This is a genomic window from Azospirillum agricola (assembly GCF_017876095.1).
GTDB classification, from domain to species: domain Bacteria; phylum Pseudomonadota; class Alphaproteobacteria; order Azospirillales; family Azospirillaceae; genus Azospirillum; species Azospirillum agricola.
The window spans coordinates 1-17,128 of record NZ_JAGINM010000025.1 but is presented as its reverse complement, the minus strand read 5'-3'; the positions used below and the strand labels follow the sequence as shown (position 1 = coordinate 17,128).

The 17,128-nt window shown below is 69.2% G+C and carries 19 protein-coding genes and 1 tRNA gene; 12 read left to right on the top strand and 8 right to left on the bottom strand.

The annotated features are described in order from the left end of the window. The first annotated feature begins 268 nt into the window (after positions 1–268). Together recQ and J2847_RS27865 are read left to right on the top strand one after the other, a co-directional pair. The gene (gene recQ / locus J2847_RS27870; RefSeq protein WP_209782014.1) at positions 269–2,176 is read left to right on the top strand and encodes a DNA helicase RecQ; all 1,908 of its coding nucleotides are present in this window, start codon (positions 269–271) and stop codon (positions 2,174–2,176) included. A gap of 70 nt (positions 2,177–2,246) precedes the next feature. Further along, positions 2,247–2,321: transfer RNA gene (locus J2847_RS27865), tRNA-Thr, on the top strand. 186 nt (positions 2,322–2,507) lie between these two features. Here the strand turns inward: J2847_RS27865 and J2847_RS27860 are convergent. From J2847_RS27860 to J2847_RS27850, 3 genes are all read right to left on the bottom strand, one after another. Next, entirely contained in the window at positions 2,508–3,386 is an 879-nt protein-coding gene (locus J2847_RS27860) for a lysophospholipid acyltransferase family protein (RefSeq protein ID WP_209782013.1), read from the bottom strand. A 16-nt stretch (positions 3,387–3,402) separates the two neighbouring features. Next, positions 3,403–4,224: a GNAT family N-acetyltransferase gene (locus tag J2847_RS27855; protein ID WP_209782012.1), complete on the bottom strand. Its 822-nt coding sequence runs from the start codon at positions 4,222–4,224 to the stop codon at positions 3,403–3,405. Between the two features lie 271 nt (positions 4,225–4,495). After that, on the bottom strand, positions 4,496–4,912 hold the full coding sequence (locus tag J2847_RS27850) for a Ros/MucR family transcriptional regulator (RefSeq protein WP_085555731.1): 417 nt from the start codon (positions 4,910–4,912) through the stop codon (positions 4,496–4,498). A 90-nt stretch (positions 4,913–5,002) separates the two neighbouring features. Between J2847_RS27850 and J2847_RS34360 the strand changes: the two genes are divergently transcribed. After that, positions 5,003–5,257, top strand: a complete 255-nt coding sequence (locus J2847_RS34360; protein ID WP_209782078.1) for a sulfurtransferase TusA family protein — start codon at positions 5,003–5,005, stop codon at positions 5,255–5,257. On the opposite strand, the gene J2847_RS27840 is transcribed toward J2847_RS34360, so the two are convergent. Both J2847_RS27840 and tsaB read right to left on the bottom strand, forming a co-directional pair. Beyond that, positions 5,254–5,745 carry a GNAT family N-acetyltransferase gene (locus tag J2847_RS27840; RefSeq protein WP_209782011.1) on the bottom strand — a complete coding sequence of 164 codons (492 nt, stop codon included), beginning with the start codon at positions 5,743–5,745 and terminating at the stop codon, positions 5,254–5,256. The two genes, J2847_RS34360 and J2847_RS27840, sit on opposite strands and share 4 nt — an antisense overlap. Continuing rightward, positions 5,742–6,419 carry a tRNA (adenosine(37)-N6)-threonylcarbamoyltransferase complex dimerization subunit type 1 TsaB gene (gene tsaB / locus J2847_RS27835; RefSeq protein ID WP_209782010.1) on the bottom strand — a complete coding sequence of 226 codons (678 nt, stop codon included), beginning with the start codon at positions 6,417–6,419 and terminating at the stop codon, positions 5,742–5,744. The genes J2847_RS27840 and tsaB overlap by 4 nt, the downstream gene beginning before the upstream one ends. A 70-nt stretch (positions 6,420–6,489) precedes the next feature. On the opposite strand from tsaB, the gene ddpX reads away from it, so the two are divergent. Together ddpX and J2847_RS27825 are read left to right on the top strand one after the other, a co-directional pair. After that, positions 6,490–7,041 carry a D-alanyl-D-alanine dipeptidase gene (ddpX, locus tag J2847_RS27830; RefSeq protein WP_209782009.1) on the top strand — a complete coding sequence of 184 codons (552 nt, stop codon included), beginning with the start codon at positions 6,490–6,492 and terminating at the stop codon, positions 7,039–7,041. 186 nt (positions 7,042–7,227) lie between these two features. After that, entirely contained in the window at positions 7,228–8,271 is a 1,044-nt protein-coding gene (locus J2847_RS27825) for a polysaccharide deacetylase family protein (protein WP_209782008.1), read from the top strand. 4 nt (positions 8,272–8,275) lie between these two features. Here J2847_RS27825 and J2847_RS27820 read toward each other — a convergent pair whose 3' ends face one another. Beyond that, a complete protein-coding gene (locus J2847_RS27820) occupies positions 8,276–9,310 on the bottom strand; it encodes a lysine-2,3-aminomutase-like protein (RefSeq protein WP_209782007.1) in 1,035 nt (344 codons plus the stop codon). Positions 9,311–9,376: 66 nt separating this feature from the next. Between J2847_RS27820 and J2847_RS27815 the strand changes: the two genes are divergently transcribed. The 6 genes from J2847_RS27815 to J2847_RS27790 all read left to right on the top strand — a co-directional run bounded on the left by J2847_RS27815 (position 9,377) and on the right by J2847_RS27790 (position 15,022). After that, on the top strand, positions 9,377–10,141 hold the full coding sequence (locus J2847_RS27815; RefSeq protein ID WP_209782006.1) for a glycerophosphoryl diester phosphodiesterase: 765 nt from the start codon (positions 9,377–9,379) through the stop codon (positions 10,139–10,141). Between the two features lie 201 nt (positions 10,142–10,342). After that, complete coding sequence (locus J2847_RS27810; RefSeq protein ID WP_085555739.1) at positions 10,343–11,716, top strand: NAD(P)H-dependent flavin oxidoreductase; 1,374 nt, start codon at positions 10,343–10,345, stop codon at positions 11,714–11,716. A 171-nt stretch (positions 11,717–11,887) separates the two neighbouring features. Continuing rightward, positions 11,888–12,313: an iron response transcriptional regulator IrrA gene (gene irrA, locus J2847_RS27805; RefSeq protein WP_085557268.1), complete on the top strand. Its 426-nt coding sequence runs from the start codon at positions 11,888–11,890 to the stop codon at positions 12,311–12,313. A 181-nt stretch (positions 12,314–12,494) separates the two neighbouring features. Further along, the gene (locus tag J2847_RS27800) at positions 12,495–12,908 is read left to right on the top strand and encodes a rubrerythrin family protein (RefSeq protein ID WP_085555740.1); all 414 of its coding nucleotides are present in this window, start codon (positions 12,495–12,497) and stop codon (positions 12,906–12,908) included. Positions 12,909–13,052: 144 nt separating this feature from the next. Beyond that, positions 13,053–14,417, top strand: coding sequence for a (Fe-S)-binding protein (locus tag J2847_RS27795; protein WP_209782005.1), 1,365 nt, complete (start codon positions 13,053–13,055; stop codon positions 14,415–14,417). A 14-nt stretch (positions 14,418–14,431) separates the two neighbouring features. Further along, on the top strand, positions 14,432–15,022 hold the full coding sequence (locus tag J2847_RS27790) for a DUF3501 family protein (protein WP_209782004.1): 591 nt from the start codon (positions 14,432–14,434) through the stop codon (positions 15,020–15,022). 15 nt (positions 15,023–15,037) lie between these two features. Here J2847_RS27790 and J2847_RS27785 read toward each other — a convergent pair whose 3' ends face one another. Then, positions 15,038–15,568, bottom strand: a complete 531-nt coding sequence (locus J2847_RS27785) for an SH3 domain-containing protein (protein ID WP_209782003.1) — start codon at positions 15,566–15,568, stop codon at positions 15,038–15,040. A 264-nt stretch (positions 15,569–15,832) separates the two neighbouring features. Here J2847_RS27785 and J2847_RS27780 point away from each other — a divergent pair, with 264 nt between their 5' ends. Then, complete coding sequence (locus J2847_RS27780) at positions 15,833–16,822, top strand: 2-hydroxyacid dehydrogenase (RefSeq protein WP_209782002.1); 990 nt, start codon at positions 15,833–15,835, stop codon at positions 16,820–16,822. 48 nt (positions 16,823–16,870) lie between these two features. Here the strand turns inward: J2847_RS27780 and J2847_RS27775 are convergent. Further along, positions 16,871–17,128 (bottom strand): AMP-binding enzyme (locus J2847_RS27775; protein WP_411800655.1); only part of this gene is annotated, 258 nt, incomplete at its 5' end.

The window sequence follows — 17,128 nt, the reverse complement described above, 5'->3', positions numbered from 1 at the left end:
TGGAGCACCAGGAAGAAAGGCATCTTCTTCATGCCGTTTTCTTCCTTCTGAAACGGCGGGTGGTCCATTCCGCCCGCCGTTTTCAGTTTACCCGCAGGAGAAGAGCGACGCCATCGCTTCACACGCCTGTGTGGCAGCCCAACGCTTGTTCCAGCCCTCGGCCCCGGCGGCTTCCGATTGCGGCTTTGCCGGTGGGGCGATCTGTGCCACATGATGGACCCAGAAACGCAAAGCCGGTTTCCGGCCCCACCAACTGAACCGCATCGGCGTGGATTTGTTGTTTTCCCTTTCCGGCCGTGACCCCAACGAGGGGTTCGGCAAAGGCTCCGACGCGGCGCTGAACGCGCTGCGCGCGGTGTTCGGCTATGATTCCTTTCGCGGCCAGCAGGCGGACATCATCGACCATGTCGTCCATGGCGGCGACGCGCTGGTGCTGATGCCGACCGGCGGCGGCAAGTCGCTGTGCTACCAGATCCCGGCGCTGGTCCGCGACGGCGTGACCGTGGTGGTGTCGCCGCTGATCGCCCTGATGCGCGACCAGGTGACGGCGCTGCGGGAACTGGGCGTGCGCGCCGCCTTCCTGAACTCCTCGCTGGGCGCCGCCGAGGCGCGCGAGGTCGAGCGCGACATGGTCGCCGGCGATCTCGATCTGGTCTATGTGGCGCCGGAACGGCTGGTGACGCCGCGCTTCCTCGACCTGCTCGACCGCACGACGCTCGCGCTGTTCGCGCTGGACGAGGCGCATTGCGTGTCGCAGTGGGGCCACGACTTCCGGCCCGAGTATCTCCAGCTCTCGATCCTGCACGAGCGCCACCCGCTGGTGCCGCGCATCGCGCTGACCGCGACCGCCGACGTCCAGACCCGCAACGAGATCAAGGAGAAGCTGGGCCTGACCGACGCCCGCGTCTTCCTGTCCAGCTTCGACCGCCCCAACATCACCTACCGCGTGGTCCCGAAGAAGAGCGAGCGCCAGCAGATGCTGGCCTTCCTGAACGAGAACCACCCGGAGGACGCCGGCATCGTCTATTGCATGTCGCGCGCGAAGGTCGAGGACACGGCGGCCTGGCTGAACGCCCAGGGGCGCGAGGCTCTGCCCTACCACGCCGGGCTGCCGGCCGACGTGCGCGAGGCCAACCAGGACCGCTTCATCAAGAGCGAGGGCTTGGTCATGGTGGCGACCGTGGCCTTCGGCATGGGCATCGACAAGCCGAACGTGCGCTTCGTCTGCCACCTCGACCCGCCCAAGAGCCTGGAGGCCTACTATCAGGAGACCGGCCGCGCCGGGCGCGACGGCCTGCCGGCCAACGCCTGGATGTCCTACGGCATGGCCGACGTGGTGATGCTGCGCCAGATGCTGGAGCAGTCGGAGGCCGGCGACAGCCACCGCCGGGTCGAGCGCGGCAAGCTGGAGGCCCTGCTGGGCTTCTGCGAGACCGCGCATTGCCGGCGTCAGGTGCTGCTGAACTACTTCAACGAGACGCTGGCCGAGCCCTGCGGCAACTGCGACACCTGCCTGGACCCGGTCGAGCGCTGGGACGGCACCATCGCGGCGCAGAAGGCGCTGTCGGCGGTCTACCGCACCGGCCAGCGATACGGCGCCGGCCATCTGATCGACGTGCTGCTCGGCAACGCGACGGAGAAGGTGGCGCAGCAGGCGCACGACACGCTGAAGACCTTCGGCGTCGGCAAGGACCTGTCGAAGGCGGAGTGGCAGTCGGTCTACCGGCAGTTGGTGGCCAACGGCCTGCTGACGGTGGATCTGGAGTATGGTGGCTTCCGCCTGACCGACGCCGGGGTCGCCGTCATCAAGGGCCAGCGGACGGTGGCTCTCCGCAAGGATCCGGTGCAGGAGCGCCGCCGTGGTGTGAAGGACGCGCTGCGCCGCCAGGGCGGGCGCGGCGGTTCGTCGGGCGAGGGGGTGTCGCGCGGCGGCGCGCGCGGGACGCTGTCGGCGGCCGACGACGCGCTGTGGCACGCGCTGCGCGACTGCCGCACGGCGCTTGCGAAGGCGCAGGGGGTGCCGCCCTACGTGATCTTCCACGACAGCACCTTGCTGGAGATGGTCAGCCAGCGCCCGCGCGACCACGCGGCCTTTGGCCATCTTCCCGGTGTGGGCGGGCGCAAGCTGGACCGCTACGCCGACGCGTTTCTGGAGGTGATCCGCCAGCATGGCTGAGCGAGCGATTTTCTGAAATTGTTCGCTTGCATCCGGCAAAGCACGTCGCTATGTTCCCCGCCACGACGACGCCGCAGTAGCTCAGGGGTAGAGCAACTGATTCGTAATCAGTAGGTCCGGGGTTCAAATCCCTGTTGCGGCACCACTCTAAGGCCCTGAAAGGTAACGCCTTTCGGGGCCTTTCCATGTCCGGGGCAAGCACGCCGTTAGAGTTTCACAAACTCTAACGTTAGAGTTTAGTTAGCGGTCTGGTCCGTCATGGCTGGCATCAGGCGTGCCTTGACTGGGCGGTTCGCTCCCCCACAGGCACACCCCTTCGAACCAAGTCCGTTCAGGTCGCCGTGGTGGCGGCGACAGCCGGTGCCGGTGCAGCTGGCGGCGCGACGGGGAGCGGCTGGTCGGCAAGCTCGTGGCGGCCGGAGACGGCGCGGGCCACGCCCAGGGTGACGGTGCGGTGGCAATGCTCGGCCAGAGCCTTGCGGCTGGAGAAGCCGTCGATGGTCACCGGCGGATGGAACTCCACCTCCACCGTCATGCCGCCGAGCTTGAACGCCTGCCACAAATGCGGCGCGAGGTCCATGTCGCCGTACCAGGCGTAGAAGGGGCGGAAGGCGAAGCCCATCGGAATGTTGTCGAGCCGCGTCGGCGTCACGCTGACCGGCTGCACCGTCAGCGGCTTGTCGCCGATGCGCCGGGCGGCGACCGCGAACAGGGCGGTCTTGAAGGGCAGGGTGCGGTTGCCGTCGCTCGACGTCCCCTCGGGGAACAGGATCAGGCTGTCGCCGGCGTCCAGGCGGCCGCCGATGTCGTCGCGCTGCTTGCCGACCTCGGTCCGCGCCTTGCGCTCGACGAAGACCGTCCGTTGCAGCTTGGCGAGCAGCCCGAAGAAGGGCCAGCCGGCCACCTCGGTCTTGGCGACGAAGGAACCGGGAATGACCGAGCCGAGAACCGTGATGTCCAGGTAGGACGAGTGGTTGGACACGAACAGGACCGGCCCGTCGGCCACGCGCCGCCCGCGGACCACCACGTCGATGCCCAGCAGGCGGGCGCAGCTCCGGTGGTAGAAGACCGGCAGGCGGTGCCGGAGCGGCCAGCCACGGGCCACGGCCAGCGCCTGAAGGGGGATCAGCAGCAGCGTCCACGCCGCGTACAAGGTCAGACGCAACGCCCCGCGCCCGGTCGATCCCAACGCTCGCGCGGTGTCCGTCATCGCTGTCTTCAAACCTTCAGCCGGGTTGGCCGTCGCGGCTGCGACGTTCGTAATGCTTGAAATACTTGTCGGTGATCAGGTCGGTCTTCACCACGATGCAGACGTCGGTGGTGTTGAACTGGTGGTCGATCACCACCCCGTCGCCGATGAAGCCGCCCAGCCGCAGATAGCCCTTGATCAGCGGCGGCAGGATGTTCAGCGCGCGGCGCGGGTCGATCGCGTCCTTCTCCATCAGGTTCATGGAGACGTAGCGCTCCGGCAGCGCGGTGGCGCGCAGTTCCGGCGGGGCCAGATGATGGTGGTGCAGGTAGGCCAGCGGTTCGGCCAGGGCGCCGGGATCCGTGCCCGGCAGGCTGGCGCAGCCGAACATCAGGGCGATGTCGTGCTGGAACACATAGGCGGCGATGCCCTGCCACAGAAGCTGCATGCTGCCGCGCGTGCGGTAGCCGGCGTCGACGCAGGAGCGCCCCAACTCCAGGATCTCGCCGGGCCAGGCGACCAGCGGGGAGATGTCGTATTCGTCGCTGGAGTAGAAGCGGCCGGCCCGGGCGGCGGCCGGGCGGCGGATCAGGCGGTAGGTGCCGACCACCATGTCCGGGCCGTTGCCGCGCGCGTGGTCGATGACCAGCAGATGGTCGCACAGCGCGTCGAACTCGTCGAAGTCGCGGAGCTGCGCCTTCATCGCGTCCGACGGAATCGCCGTCATTTCCTCGTAGAACACGCGGTAGCGCAGAGCCTGCGCCCAATCGACCTCGGCGGCGGTCTTGGCCAGCCGCACTTCCAGGGATCCCGTCCGAATGACGGACGCCTCGCCCTGGTCAACGCTCGTATCAGCCATGTCGACGGTTCGCTGCCGTGGTTCGCGACGGTGCGGCGCACCGGCCTTCGTCACCGGGAACAAGCGGCCGGTGACGATGCGCGAAGGTGCGATCGCATCGCAAGGGATAACACGAAGCGGCGGGCGGCGGTCAACCGACATCGTCGGGGCTGCCGGCTTCCTGTCCGACTTCCCGCCCCGCTTGCCAGGCAGCGGCCGGAAGGGCCGCGCTCCGTCACAAATCCGTCAGCATGACGCCGGGCTGGGCCGCCCCGGTCAGGCACAGCCCCGGTCAGGCGGCGCCGCGGCGGGCGCGCGTGCCCAGGCCGATCTGCTTGGCCAGCGAGCTGCGCTGGCGGGCGTAGTTGGGGGCGACCATCGGGTAGTCGGTCGGCAGGCCCCAGCGGTCGCGGTATTCCTCGGGCGACATATTGTACGCCGTCTTCAGATGCCGCTTCAGCATCTTCAGTTTCTTGCCGTCTTCCAGGCAGACGATGTAATCGGGAGTCACCGACTTCTTGATCGGAACGGCGGGCTGCGGCCGCTCCTCCGCCACCACGGGTTCGGTGCCCACATTGGCCAGCGACTTGTAGACCTGCTCGATCAGCGTCGGAAGATCGGTGAGAGCGACTGTATTGTTAGAGACATGCGCCGCCACGATCTCCGTGGTCAGAGACAACAGCGCGTTGGAAGGGGACCCGTTGCTCATGTAAGCTTGCTCCGCGGCATTCGTTCCTCTCCATATAAAGAGGTTTCACCCGAGGTGCAATATCCATCCTTTGATCATAAAGAGGAAGCAGTGGGCGAAAAAATCTCCGGGGACTTGTTTCTCGACATCACCACCCAGCTCTGCCCGTTAACCTTCGTCAAGACCAAGTTGATGGTGGAGCGGATGGCGGCGGGTCAGACCCTCGAAGTCCGCCTGAATGCTGGCGAACCCTTGGAAAACGTGCCCCGTTCCTTGGCGGAACTGGGGCACAGCATTCTGTCGGTCGTTCCCGAGCGGCCGGAGGAGCCGACGGGCGTTCACCGCCTGGTGGTGCGGAAAAATTAACCCCCCTGCCCCGGGAAGGCCGGGGCGAGGTCGTGGCGCAGCACCAGGGCGGCCACCCGCCCGTCCCGCCGCCTGTAGTAACCGGGGCGGCGGCCGACGGAAAAAAAGCCGCAAGCCTTGTATAGAGCGCGCGCCGCGTCGTTGTCCTCGGCCACTTCAAGAAACAGCGCAGTCGCGCCCAGATGCCGGGCCCCGCTCAGCGCCGCCTCCACGAGGCGGCGCCCGACCCCCGACCGGCGGCCGGCGGGAAGCACGCCGATGGCGAGGATCTCGGCGTCCTCCGCCGCGACCCGGGTCATGACGAAGCCGACCGGCTCCTCTCCCCGCAGGGCCAGCGCGGCGAAGCCGCCGGGCGGGCCGATCAGCGCGGCGACGGACGCGACGTCCCACGGATCGTCGGGAAAGCAGGCCTGCTGGAGCGCCGTCACCACGCCGGCTTCCAGCGGGCCGGCGGCGTGGAGGTGCGGATCGTCCCGCCTGGCGGTCATGATCTGGGCTTCGGCAGCGTGACGTCGGGCGGGCGCAGGTAGAAGGGCTCCGCCGGCAGTCCGGCGGGCCGCGCGGCCCCCAGCGCCGCCACCACGGCGGCGTCCGGCACGCCGTCGCCCGCCGCCCAGGACAGGTCCGGGCGCCCGTCGAGAACCGGGCGCAGCGGACCGGCGCCGTCGCCGGCGAGCAGGAGCGGGGCGTCGGCGGGGAGGCGGGCGTCCAGCCAGGCCGGCACCGCCGCCGGCTCCAGCATCGCCGGCTCGCCGAGCGGGGCCAGGGCGGCGTCGAAGAGCTGGAGGAAGGGTTCCGTCCGCCGGCTGTCGACCGCCACCAGCACGGCCCGCCCGGCGCGCTCCGCCTCCGGCAGGCCGTGGGCGACGGCGTCGAAGGTGGTGACGCCGATCACCGGCAAATCCTGCGCCACGGCGATGCCGCGCGCGGCGGCCAGCGCGATGCGCAGCCCGGTGAAGGCGCCCGGCCCGACCGTCACCGCGATGCGGTCGATCCCGGAGAAGCCGATTCCGGCGTCGGCCAGCACCGCCTGGGCCAGCGGCACCAGCACCTCCGCCTGGCCGCGCGCCATCGGCGCGCTGCGGCGGACCGTCAGCGCGCCATCGTCCCACAGCGCGGCGGAACAGCCCGACGTCGCCGTGTCCAGTCCCAGAACCTTCATCGTCCCGTCAAACCCGTGCTAGACAGCACCCCTCGGCCCTCCCATCCGTACACAAACGGTTTTACGCACCATGCTGATCGACATCGCGCCGCCGGATTACGACATCGACCTGGACCTTCTCTACGCCACGGCGGACAATCTGTCCGGCGTGCCGATCTACCGCGCGCCGGTGTGCCTGCTGCACCCCGAGGCCGCGCGGCGGCTGCGCGCGTCGATCGCGCTGGCGCGCGGCATCGGCTGCCGGCTGCGGGTGTACGATGCCTTCCGGCCGGCCGAGGCGCAATGGAGGCTTTGGCATGCCTTTCCGGACCCCACCTACATCGCCGACCCCCGGCTGGGCTCCAACCACACGCGCGGCGTCGCCATCGACCTGACGCTGGCCGACGCGGCGTCCGGCCGGCCGCTCGACATGGGGACCGGCTTCGACGCGATGACCGAGCGTTCGCACCACGGCCGCACCGACCTGACCACCGAGCAGCAGCGCAACCGCGCCCTCCTGCTCGGCGTCATGAGCGCCGCCGGCTGGGACCATTACGCGTCGGAATGGTGGCACTACCAGCTTCCCGACGCCGAGCGCTACCCGCTGCTGGCCGACACCGCCGCCGGCGGCCGGATGATGTGAGGGCGAGGCGGGCGGGCCCGCGCACGAAACGAAGCCCGCCGCGCATCGGTTGTTGCATGCGCGCATCGCATCGCCGGCCTTGGTGGAAAAACGCCGTGGCGGACCTTGTTCCGGCATGGGGGACTGTGGCACATCTCTTGCCACAAGCCGGATTTTTGATCCGGCTTCCCGTTGTCACAGGACGCCATGCCGTTTCGCCGTGCCGTCAGGGTGCTCGCCACCGCCGTTCTGACCGTCTGGACCGCCCTGGTTCCGGCGGGACGCGGGGCCATGGCGGCGGACACCGGCGCCAGCGCGGTGGTGTTCGCCTACGACCGCTTCGGCGAGGACCAGAATCCGTCGATCAGCATCCGCATCGACCAGTTCGAGGCGCATCTCGACGAGCTGACCGACGGCGACTATCAGGTCCTGCCGCTTCCGAAGATCCTCGACGCGCTGCGCACCGGCAAGCCGCTGCCCGACCGGGCGGTGGCCATCACCATCGACGAGGCCAGCCGCTCCGCCTACACCGAGGCGTGGCCGCGCCTGAAGGCCGCCAACCTTCCCTTCACCCTGTTCGTCGCCACCGACGCGGTCGACCGGGGCTCGCCCGCCCACATGAGCTGGTCGGAGATCCGCCAGATGGCGGCGGCCGGAGTCACCATCGGCGGGCTGGGCGGCTCGACCCAGTCGCTGGTGCCGCGGTCGCCGGCCGAGGTGGTGGCGGAGCTGCGCCGCATGTCCGACCGCTTCCAGACGGAACTCGGGCAGCGGCCGACCCTGTTCGCCTACCCGCAGGGTGAATATTCCCTGGCGGTGCGCAAGGCGGTGGCCGAGCAGGGCTTCGTCGCCGCCTTCGGCCAGCAGTCGGGCGTGCTGCACCCGCAGGCCGATCCGTGGGGGCTGCCGCGCTTCCTGATGAACGAGACCTACGGCAGCGTCGACCGCTTCCAGCTCGCTGCCAACGCGCTGCCGCTGCCGGTGTCGGACCTGACGCCGGACGACCCGCTGATCACGGTGAATCCGCCGCCGCTGGGCTTCACCATCGCCGACAGCGTCGGCGACAGCGCCAAGCTGGCCTGTTTCGCCGCCGGCCAGGGGCGCACGGTGCTGGAGCGCATCGCCGAGGACCGCGTCGAGGTCCGCATCAAGGATCCCTTCCCGCCGGGCCGGGCGCGGGTCAACTGCACCCTGCCGACCCCGGAGGGCCGTTGGCGCTGGCTGGGCGTGCAGTTCCTGATTCCGGACTGAGCGCTCACCCCCGGTAGCGGTGCGTCGCCCCGGTGAAGTCCTCGACCCTGTACTCCCCCTCTCCCTCATCCGCGATCCAGGCGGGGGCGGCGGGGGCCTTGCCGTGGCCGCCGGGGATGTCCAGCACGTAGGTCGGCTGGCAGAGCCCCGACACCCGCCCGCGCAGCCCCTTCACCAGCGCCCGCCCCTCGGCCAGCGTGCTGCGGAAATGGCTGGTGCCGGCCGCCAGATCGGGGTGATGCAGGTAGTAGGGCTTGACCCGGTTGCGCACCAGCCCGCGGAACAGCGCTTCCAGCGCCGCCGGGCTGTCGTTGATTCCCTTCAGCAGCACCGACTGGCCGACCAGCGGAATGCCGGCCTCGACCAGCCGGGCCAGCGCGGCGCGGACCGGCGGGGTCAGCTCGTCGGCGTGGTTGACGTGGACGGCGACCCAGGTGGCGAGGTCGGGGGCGGTCAGCGCCTCGACCAGCTCGGCGGTCACCCGTTCGGGATCGGCGGCGGGGATGCGGGTGTGCAGGCGGACGATGCCGACATGCGGCATGGCCGACAAAGCCTGGACGATGCCGCGCAGCCGGCGCGGCGACAGCAGGAAGGGGTCGCCGCCGGTGACCACCACCTCCCACACCGCGTCATGGTCGCGGACATAGGCGAGCGCCGCGTCCAGCTCCTCGCCGGTCAGCGCCTCGCCGCCGGGGCCGACCATCTCGCGGCGGAAGCAGAAGCGGCAATAGACCGCGCAGGCGTGCAGCGGCTTCAGCAGCACCCGGTCCGGGTAGCGGTGGACGATGCCCTTGACCGGGCTGCGCGCCACGTCGCCGATCGGATCCTCGCGCTCCTCCGGCGCCGTGTACGCCTCCTCGGGGGAGGGGATGTACTGCGCGTACAGCGGGTCGTCGGGTGTACGCCCGGCCAGCTGGTCGCGCAGGTACGGCGTCACCGCCACGGCGTAGCGTCCGGCCACCGTTTCCACGGCCTTGCCCGCCTCGGGGGTCATCAGCCCGGCGGCCACCAGATCGGAAACGTTGTGAAGGGCCTTCATCGCTCTTTCCCGCCTCGGCGGATTCCGTCATGTAAGGAAGCGTCCGCTCTTACTCCCGTGAGACCCATGCTGTCGACTCTTCCCCGTCTGATCGGCCACCGCGGCGCCAAGGAAAGCGCGCCGGAGAACACGCTCGCCTCGCTCCGCGAGGCCGCCAGCCAGGGCGCCCGCTGGGTCGAGGTCGATGTCATGCTGACGCGCGACCTGCGGCCGGTGCTGATCCACGACGACACGCTCGACCGCACCACCACCGGGCGCGGGCCGGTCCCGCTGCTCGACCTCGACCAGTTGCGTCAACTCGACGCCGGCTCCTGGTTCGACCCGCGCTTCGCCGACGAGCGGGTGCCGACGCTGGAGGCGGCGGTCGGGCTGATCCGCGAGCTCGGCCTCGGCCTCAACCTGGAGATCAAGCCCTATCCGGGGCAGGACGTCGCGACCGCCCGGGCGGCGCTGGAGGTGCTGCGCCCGCTGTGGCCGGCCGACCGGCCGCTGCTGCTCTCCAGCTTCGAGGTGCCCTGCCTGGAGGTCGCCCGCGACCTGTGGCCGGAGATCCCGCGCGGCTACCTGATCTGGGAGGAGCCGGCGGATTGGGCGGCCATCGCCGACCGGGTGGGGGCGGCGAGCCTCAACGTGAACCAGGAGTGGCAGACGGCGGAGAGCGTCGCCGCCTACCGCGCCACCGGGCGGCCGGTGCTGGCCTACACCGTCAACGACGCGGAGCGGGCGCGGACGCTGTTCGGCTGGGGCGTCACGGCGGTCTTCACCGACGCGCCGGGGCGGCTGGCGGCGGAGTTGGCGGAACCTTCCGTTCGCGGTTGCGGAAAAGTGTGAACGTTTTTTGCGTGCTGGGCCGAATCCACTCGTAGGACGGGCCGTTTCCTCATATATAGGACCGCATGGCGCGCCCTGCCGGAACCGGTCCGTTTCCGGCGGGGTCTTTCGTCGTCTGGTATCCGCCGCTTTGATCCGGCGCCCCCATGGGTGCACGTACGGTTTTTGGAGGGTTCGTTGAAGGCGTTGAAGCCGTTGCCGATGTCCGGCCGGGATGTTCTGCCGCTCGTCGAGGGTGGCAAGGGGATTGCCGTGTCCAACGGCGAAAGCTCCGGCGCCTGGGCGGCGGCCGGCGGCATCGGCACCTTTTCGGGGGTCAACGCCGACAGCTACGACGAGAACGGCAACCTGCTGCCGCAGATCTACAAGGGCAAGACCCGGCGCGAGCGCCATGACGAACTGATCGCCTTCGGCATCCAGGGCGGCATTTCACAGGCCCGAATCGCCCATGAGGCGTCGAACGGCCAGGGCCGCATCCACATGAACGTCCTGTGGGAGATGGGCGGCGCCGAGCACATCCTGCACGGCGTGCTGGAAGGCTCCAAGGGCATGATCCACGGCGTCACCTGCGGCGCCGGCATGCCCTACAAGGTGGCCGAGATCGCCGTCAGCTACGGCGTCCACTACTACCCGATCGTCTCGTCGGCCCGCGCCTTCCGCGCCCTGTGGCTGCGCGCCTACCACAAGTTCCGCGACAACCTCGGCGGCGTCGTCTACGAGGATCCTTGGCTGGCCGGCGGCCACAACGGCCTGTCCAACTCGGAGGATCCGCAGAAGCCGGAGGATCCGTTCCCCCGCGTCCTGGCGCTGCGCCAGATGATGAACAGCTTCGGCCTGAACGACACGCCCATCGTCATGGCGGGCGGCGTCTGGTGGCTGTCGGAGTGGGAGGACTGGATCGACAACCCCGATCTCGGCCCCGTCGCCTTCCAGTATGGCACCCGCCCGCTGCTGACCCAGGAAAGCCCGATCTCCGATGCGTGGAAGAACCGGCTGCTGAACCTGAAGCCGGGCGACGTCTTCCTCAACCGCTTCTCGCCGACCGGCTTCTATTCGTCGGCGGTGAAGAACCCGTTCCTGCTCGACCTGATGGCGCGGTCGGAGCGGCAGATCGCCTATCTGTCCAAGCCGGTGGGCGAGCATTCCTCGGAATTCCCGGTCGGTCCGCGCGGCCGCCCGGTCTACGTCACCGAGACCGACAAGGCCCGCGCCGAGGGCTGGCTGAGCCAGGGCTTCACCACCGCGCTGAAGACGCCGGACAGCACGCTGGTCTTCGTGACGCCGGAGCAGTCGGAGAAGATCCTGCGCGACCAGGTGGACTGCATGGGCTGCCTGTCGGCCTGCGGCTTCTCCAACTGGATGCAGAACGAGGCCGGCACCACCGGCAAGAAGGCCGACCCGCGCTCCTTCTGCATCCAAAAGACGCTCCAGGCGGTCAGCCACACCGACGACTGCGAGAACCAGCTCATGTTCGCCGGCCACAACGCCTACCGCTTCGCCTCCGATCCCTATTACAAGGACGGCTTCATCCCCACGGTGAAGCAGCTGATCGAGCGGATCGCCAGCGGCTACTGAGCGGACGTCACCGTCCGGCGCGCATTCCCGATGACCGCCGCGCGACGCAGTTTCTTGCGTCGCGCGGCGGATTCGTTCTACAGTGGAACGATCTGCGGCCTTCCGCCGCAAGTCATCGTGCCTCACGTCGTGCCCCGTATCGGATCTCGACGTCTCAGCAGGTTGCTGCCCATGACGACCGCCCACCGCCCCTTCAAGCGCGCTCTCGACCGCCTGCACGGCGCGGGCCTGCGACCGACCCGCCAGCGCCTGGGGCTCGCCCGCCTGCTGTTCGAAGGCTGCGACCGCCATGTCACGGCGGAACAGCTGCATGGCGAGGCGGTGTCGGCCGACCTGCCGGTGTCGCTGGCGACCGTCTACAACACGCTGAACCAGTTCACCGCCGCCGGCCTGCTGCGCGAGGTGGTGGTGGAGGCTGGAAAATCCTATTTCGACACCAACACCAGCGACCATCACCATTTCTTTCTGGAGAACACCGGCCGGCTGGAGGACATCCCCGGCGACCATCTGGCGATCCAGAACCTGCCGAGCGCGCCGACCGGAACGCGAATCGCCCGCGTCGATGTGATCGTCCGTCTCGTCGAAGACGGCGAGTGATCGTCCGGAGCGACTGCGACTTACTCTCAGAAAACCTTTTGTGCACGGCGGTTTGCCGGGGTTTTTAGAGGGGCTCCAGACTGTTGACCTGACCAACGGTTGGTGCGAAGATCCCGCCCACGCCAGCGCGCCGCGCCGTGGGCGTGGCGACGCCGGGCGCAACCGTCCGGAGGAACCAGTCATGTCGCTGAAGGGTACCAGGACCGAAGAGAACCTGAAGGCCGCCTTCGCCGGCGAGAGCCAGGCCAACCGCCGCTATCTCTATTTCGCCCAGAAGGCCGACGTCGAGGGCTTCAACGACGTCGCCAGCGTCTTCCGCTCCACGGCGGAGGGCGAGACCGGCCACGCGCATGGCCATCTGGAATTTTTGGAGGAGGTCGGCGACCCGGCCACCGGCCTGCCGATCGGCGCCACCGACGCCAACCTCAAGGCGGCCATCGCCGGCGAGACCCACGAATACACCGACATGTATCCGGGCATGGCCAAGACCGCCCGCGACGAGGGCTTCGACGAGGTTGCCGACTGGTTCGAGACCCTCGCCAAGGCCGAGAAGAGCCACGCCGGCCGTTTCCAGAAGGCGCTCGACGCGCTGTAAGGGGAGGCTTCTCCCGCACCGACACGGGCGCGCCGGTCCCTCCCTCCCCGTTTCGTCGGAGAGGGTTGGGGAGGGGCTGTGCCGCTTTTGAAAAAAGCTCTCCGGAAAAGCGCGAAAGAAGAGACGTCCAAGGGAGACACGCCCATGCGCGAAGGCAGCCTGGAGCCGCCCGTCCGCCACCCGCTCGACTGGCAAAACCCAGACTTCTCCGACGAGGCCAAGCTGGACGCGGAGATGCGGCGGGTCTTCGACATCTGCCACGGCTGCCGGCGCTGCTTCAACCTGTGCGACAGCTTTCCCCGCCTGTTCGATCTGGTCGACAACGCGGGCGAGGCCGAACTGCACGGCGTGCCGTCCGAGGCGTTCAAGGGCGTCGTCGACGCCTGCACGCTGTGCGACATGTGCTTCATGACCAAATGCCCCTACGTGCCGCCGCACCCCTGGGCGCTCGATTTCCCGCATTTGATGGTGCGCCACCGGGCGGTGGAGGCGCAAAAGCACGGCGTTCCCTTCGCCCTCAGGCAATTGACTGAGACCGACCGCAACGGCGAGCTGGCGCGGCCGGTCGCGGCCATCGCCAACTGGGCCTCGGCCGAGACCAACAGGATCACCCGGCCGCTCCTGGAAAAGGTCGCCGGCGTCCATCAAGAGGCGCATCTGCCTAAGTTCAACGGCAAGACCCTGGTCATGCGGGCCAAGGCCGAGCCGCTGGAGCTCAACCGCGCGGCCCCGGCCTTCGGCAAGCGCAAGGCGGTGCTCTACGCCACCTGCTTCGCCAACTACAACAACCCGGCCATCGGCATGGCGGCCCGCGCCATCCTGGCGCGCAACGGCGTCGAGAGCGAGGTGGTCTATCCCGCCTGTTGCGGCATGCCGCAGCTGGAGCAGGGCGACCTCGCCAAGGTCGATTCGCGGGCGGCGACGGTGGCGGCGGCGCTCGGCCCCTGGATCGACAAGGGCTACGACGTCATCGCCCTGGTGCCGAGCTGTGCTTTAATGCTGAAGCTGGAATGGCCGCTGATCGTGCCGAGGGACGCGCCGCACCGCGCGGCGGTGGAGAAGCTGGCGCAGGCGACCTTCGACGTCAGCGAATACATCGTCGACATCGCTCGGCGCGACGGGCTGGCCGAGGGGCTGGAGCCACTGCCGGGCGGGGTCGCGCTGCATGTCGCCTGCCACGCCCGCGCCCAGAACATGGGGCAGAAGGCGGCGGAGATGCTGCGGCTGATCCCCAGGGCCGACCTGAAGGTGATCGAGCGCTGTTCCGGCCATGGCGGGTCATGGGGCGTGCTGACCGGGAATTTCCCGGTGGCGCTCAAGGTCGGCAAGCCGGTCGCCACCCAGGCTTTGAAGGCCGGCAAGATCTACGTCGCCTCGGAATGCCCGATCGCCGGGCCGCACATCATGCAGGGCATCGACCGCCTGAACGGCGGCGGGACGGACGGTCCCAGGCCGGAGAACCTGCACCCGGTCGAACTGTTCGCCCGCGCCTACGGAATCACCGTCTGAACGCAGGAGCCGCCATGGCCGCCAAGACCGAGATCACCCGCGCCGACATCATGCCGATGGCGCGGTACGCCCAGGAGCGGCTGGCCCGCCGCAAGGCGCTGGTCGCGGTCAAGAGGAACCGCCGCGTTTCGGTCGGTCCGCACGCGACCTTCTATTTCGAGAGCTACGAGACGATGTGGCAGCAGATCCACGAGATGCTGCACATCGAGAAGGGCGGGGAGGAGCAGATCGCCGACGAGCTCCGCGCCTACAATCCGCTGATTCCCAAGGGGCGCGAGCTGGTCGCCACGGTGATGTTCGAAATCGACGACCCCGAGCGCCGCGACCGGGTGCTGGGCGCGCTCGGCGGGGTCGAGGGCTTCATGACGATCCGGCTCGCCGGCCAGGCCATCGCCGGCCGGCCGGAGGGCGACGTCGAGCGGACCAACGCCGCCGGCAAGACCTCCTCCGTCCATTTCCTGCATTTCGACTTCACCGACGAGCAGGTCGCCGCCTTCCGCGAGCCGGGCGCCCAGGTGCTGGTCGGGATCGGGCATCCCAACTACGGTCATCTGGCGGTGATGCCGGAGGCGGTGCGGGCGGAACTGGCGAAGGATTTCGCCTGAAAAACCTTTCCGTCCTTACTCCACCTTTTCACCCGGATAGGTGCCCCAGAAATCGGCGCGCTGGAGCCAGCCGCGATAGCCCTTGATGTCGACCTCGCACCAGTCGCCCTGGCACTTCTTCAGCGAGCCGATGACGCCGGTCTCGGCGCGGGCGACGACCGGGGCGTCGGCCTGCGGCGCCTTGCGCAGGGCGCGGACGCCGCCGACGACCAGGGCGCCGCGCTTTCCCGACAGGGCGCTCTGGTGGACCCAGCCCTCGCTGCCCTCCCAGTCGCGGATGCGGCGCCAGGTGTCGAACTCCTGGATGATCTCCACCGGCATCTCCTTGCGGGTGAACACCCAGTCGATCGGGTAGCTGCCGTTGGGGCCGGAGCGCAGGTTGACCTCGCCGACGCGCATCGTGACGAAGCGCGGGATCGGCAGGCCGGACGCGTGGGTCGGGTCCTTCTCCTTGCGGGCCTGCGCGTCGGCGGTGCCGGACGCCAGGCCGACTCCCATCCCGGCAAGCAGGACCAGCGCGGCGAAGGCGAAACGGCGAACGGGCATGGACGACACCGGGGGCAAGCGGGGGGTGCGACGGCGGGACGGCACTATAGATAGGGGTGCTCCTTCGGGGCAAGGCTCGCCGCCGCCGGAGCGGGGCCGGCGGGCGGTTGTCACGGGCCGGGGGGAGGGTGGAGGGGCGGCGGCTTCCACAGGGCGGTCATTCGTCACAGTCGGCTGGACAGTGCCCCAACCGCTTGGTATGGCAACGACTGGCCGATCCACGCCGCGCGGCGCGGACGGCCGAGGTTAGGGAGGCCCCGCTCGATGACCGACAAGAAGAAGCCGCTCGTTGTCGTGACCCGCAAGCTGCCGGACGTCATCGAGACCCGGATGATGGAGCTGTTCGACACACGGCTCAATCCGGACGACGTGCCGCTGACGCCGGTGCAGATGCGCGACGCGGTCGCCACCGCCGACGTGCTGGTCCCCACCGTCACCGACCGCGTCGACCGCGAGCTGATCGAGCAGGCCGGGCCGCAGCTCCGCCTGATCGCCTCCTTCGGCACCGGCGTCGATCACATCGACCTGCGGGCGGCGCGCGAGCGCGGCATCGTCGTCACCAACACGCCGGGCGTGCTGACCGAGGACACCGCCGACATGACCATGGCGCTGCTGCTGGCCACCGCGCGGCGCGTGGCGGAGGGCGAGCGGCTGGTCCGCTCCGGCCAGTGGACCGGTTGGGGGCCGACGACGATGCTCGGCCACCGCATCACCGGCAAGCGGCTGGGCATCCTCGGCATGGGGCGGATCGGGCAGGCGCTGGCCCGCCGGGCGCGCGCCTTCGGCATGTCGATCCACTACCACAACCGCCGCCGCGTCCACCCCGAACTGGAGCAGGAGCTGGAGGCGACCTACTGGTCCAGCCTCGACCAGATGCTGGCGCGGATGGACGTGGTGTCGATCAACTGCCCGCACACCCCGGCCACCTACCATCTGCTGTCGGAACGCCGGCTGAAGCTGCTGCGGCCGCACTGCTACATCGTCAACACCTCGCGCGGCGAGGTCATCGACGAGGTGGCGCTGACCCGCATGCTGTCCAAGGGCGAGATCGCCGGCGCCGGCCTCGACGTGTTCGAGCACGAGCCGGCGGTGAACCCGAAGCTGCTGCGGCTCGACAACGTGGTGCTGCTGCCGCACATGGGCTCGGCCACCATCGAGGGCCGCATCGACATGGGCGAGAAGGTCGTCATCAACGTCAAGACCTTCACCGACGGCCACACCCCGCCCGACCGGGTTCTGGAAACGCTGCTTTAAGCGGAAGGGTGCGCCGGGGGCCGTGAGCCCCCGGCCCGCCCCCGGCCCCTACAGCGCCTCGGTCTGCTTGCGCAGGACGAACTTCTGGATCTTGCCGGTGGAGGTCTTGGGCAGGGGTCCGAAGACGACGGTGCGCGGGCATTTGAAATGCGCCATGTGGGCGCGGCAGAAGGCGATGATGTCGGCTTCCGTCGCCGTGGCGCCGTCCTTGAGGGTGACGAAGGCGCAGGGCGTCTCGCCCCACTTCTCGTCGTGGCGGGCGACCACGGCGGCCTCCAGCACCTCGGGGTGGCGGTAGAGCACGTC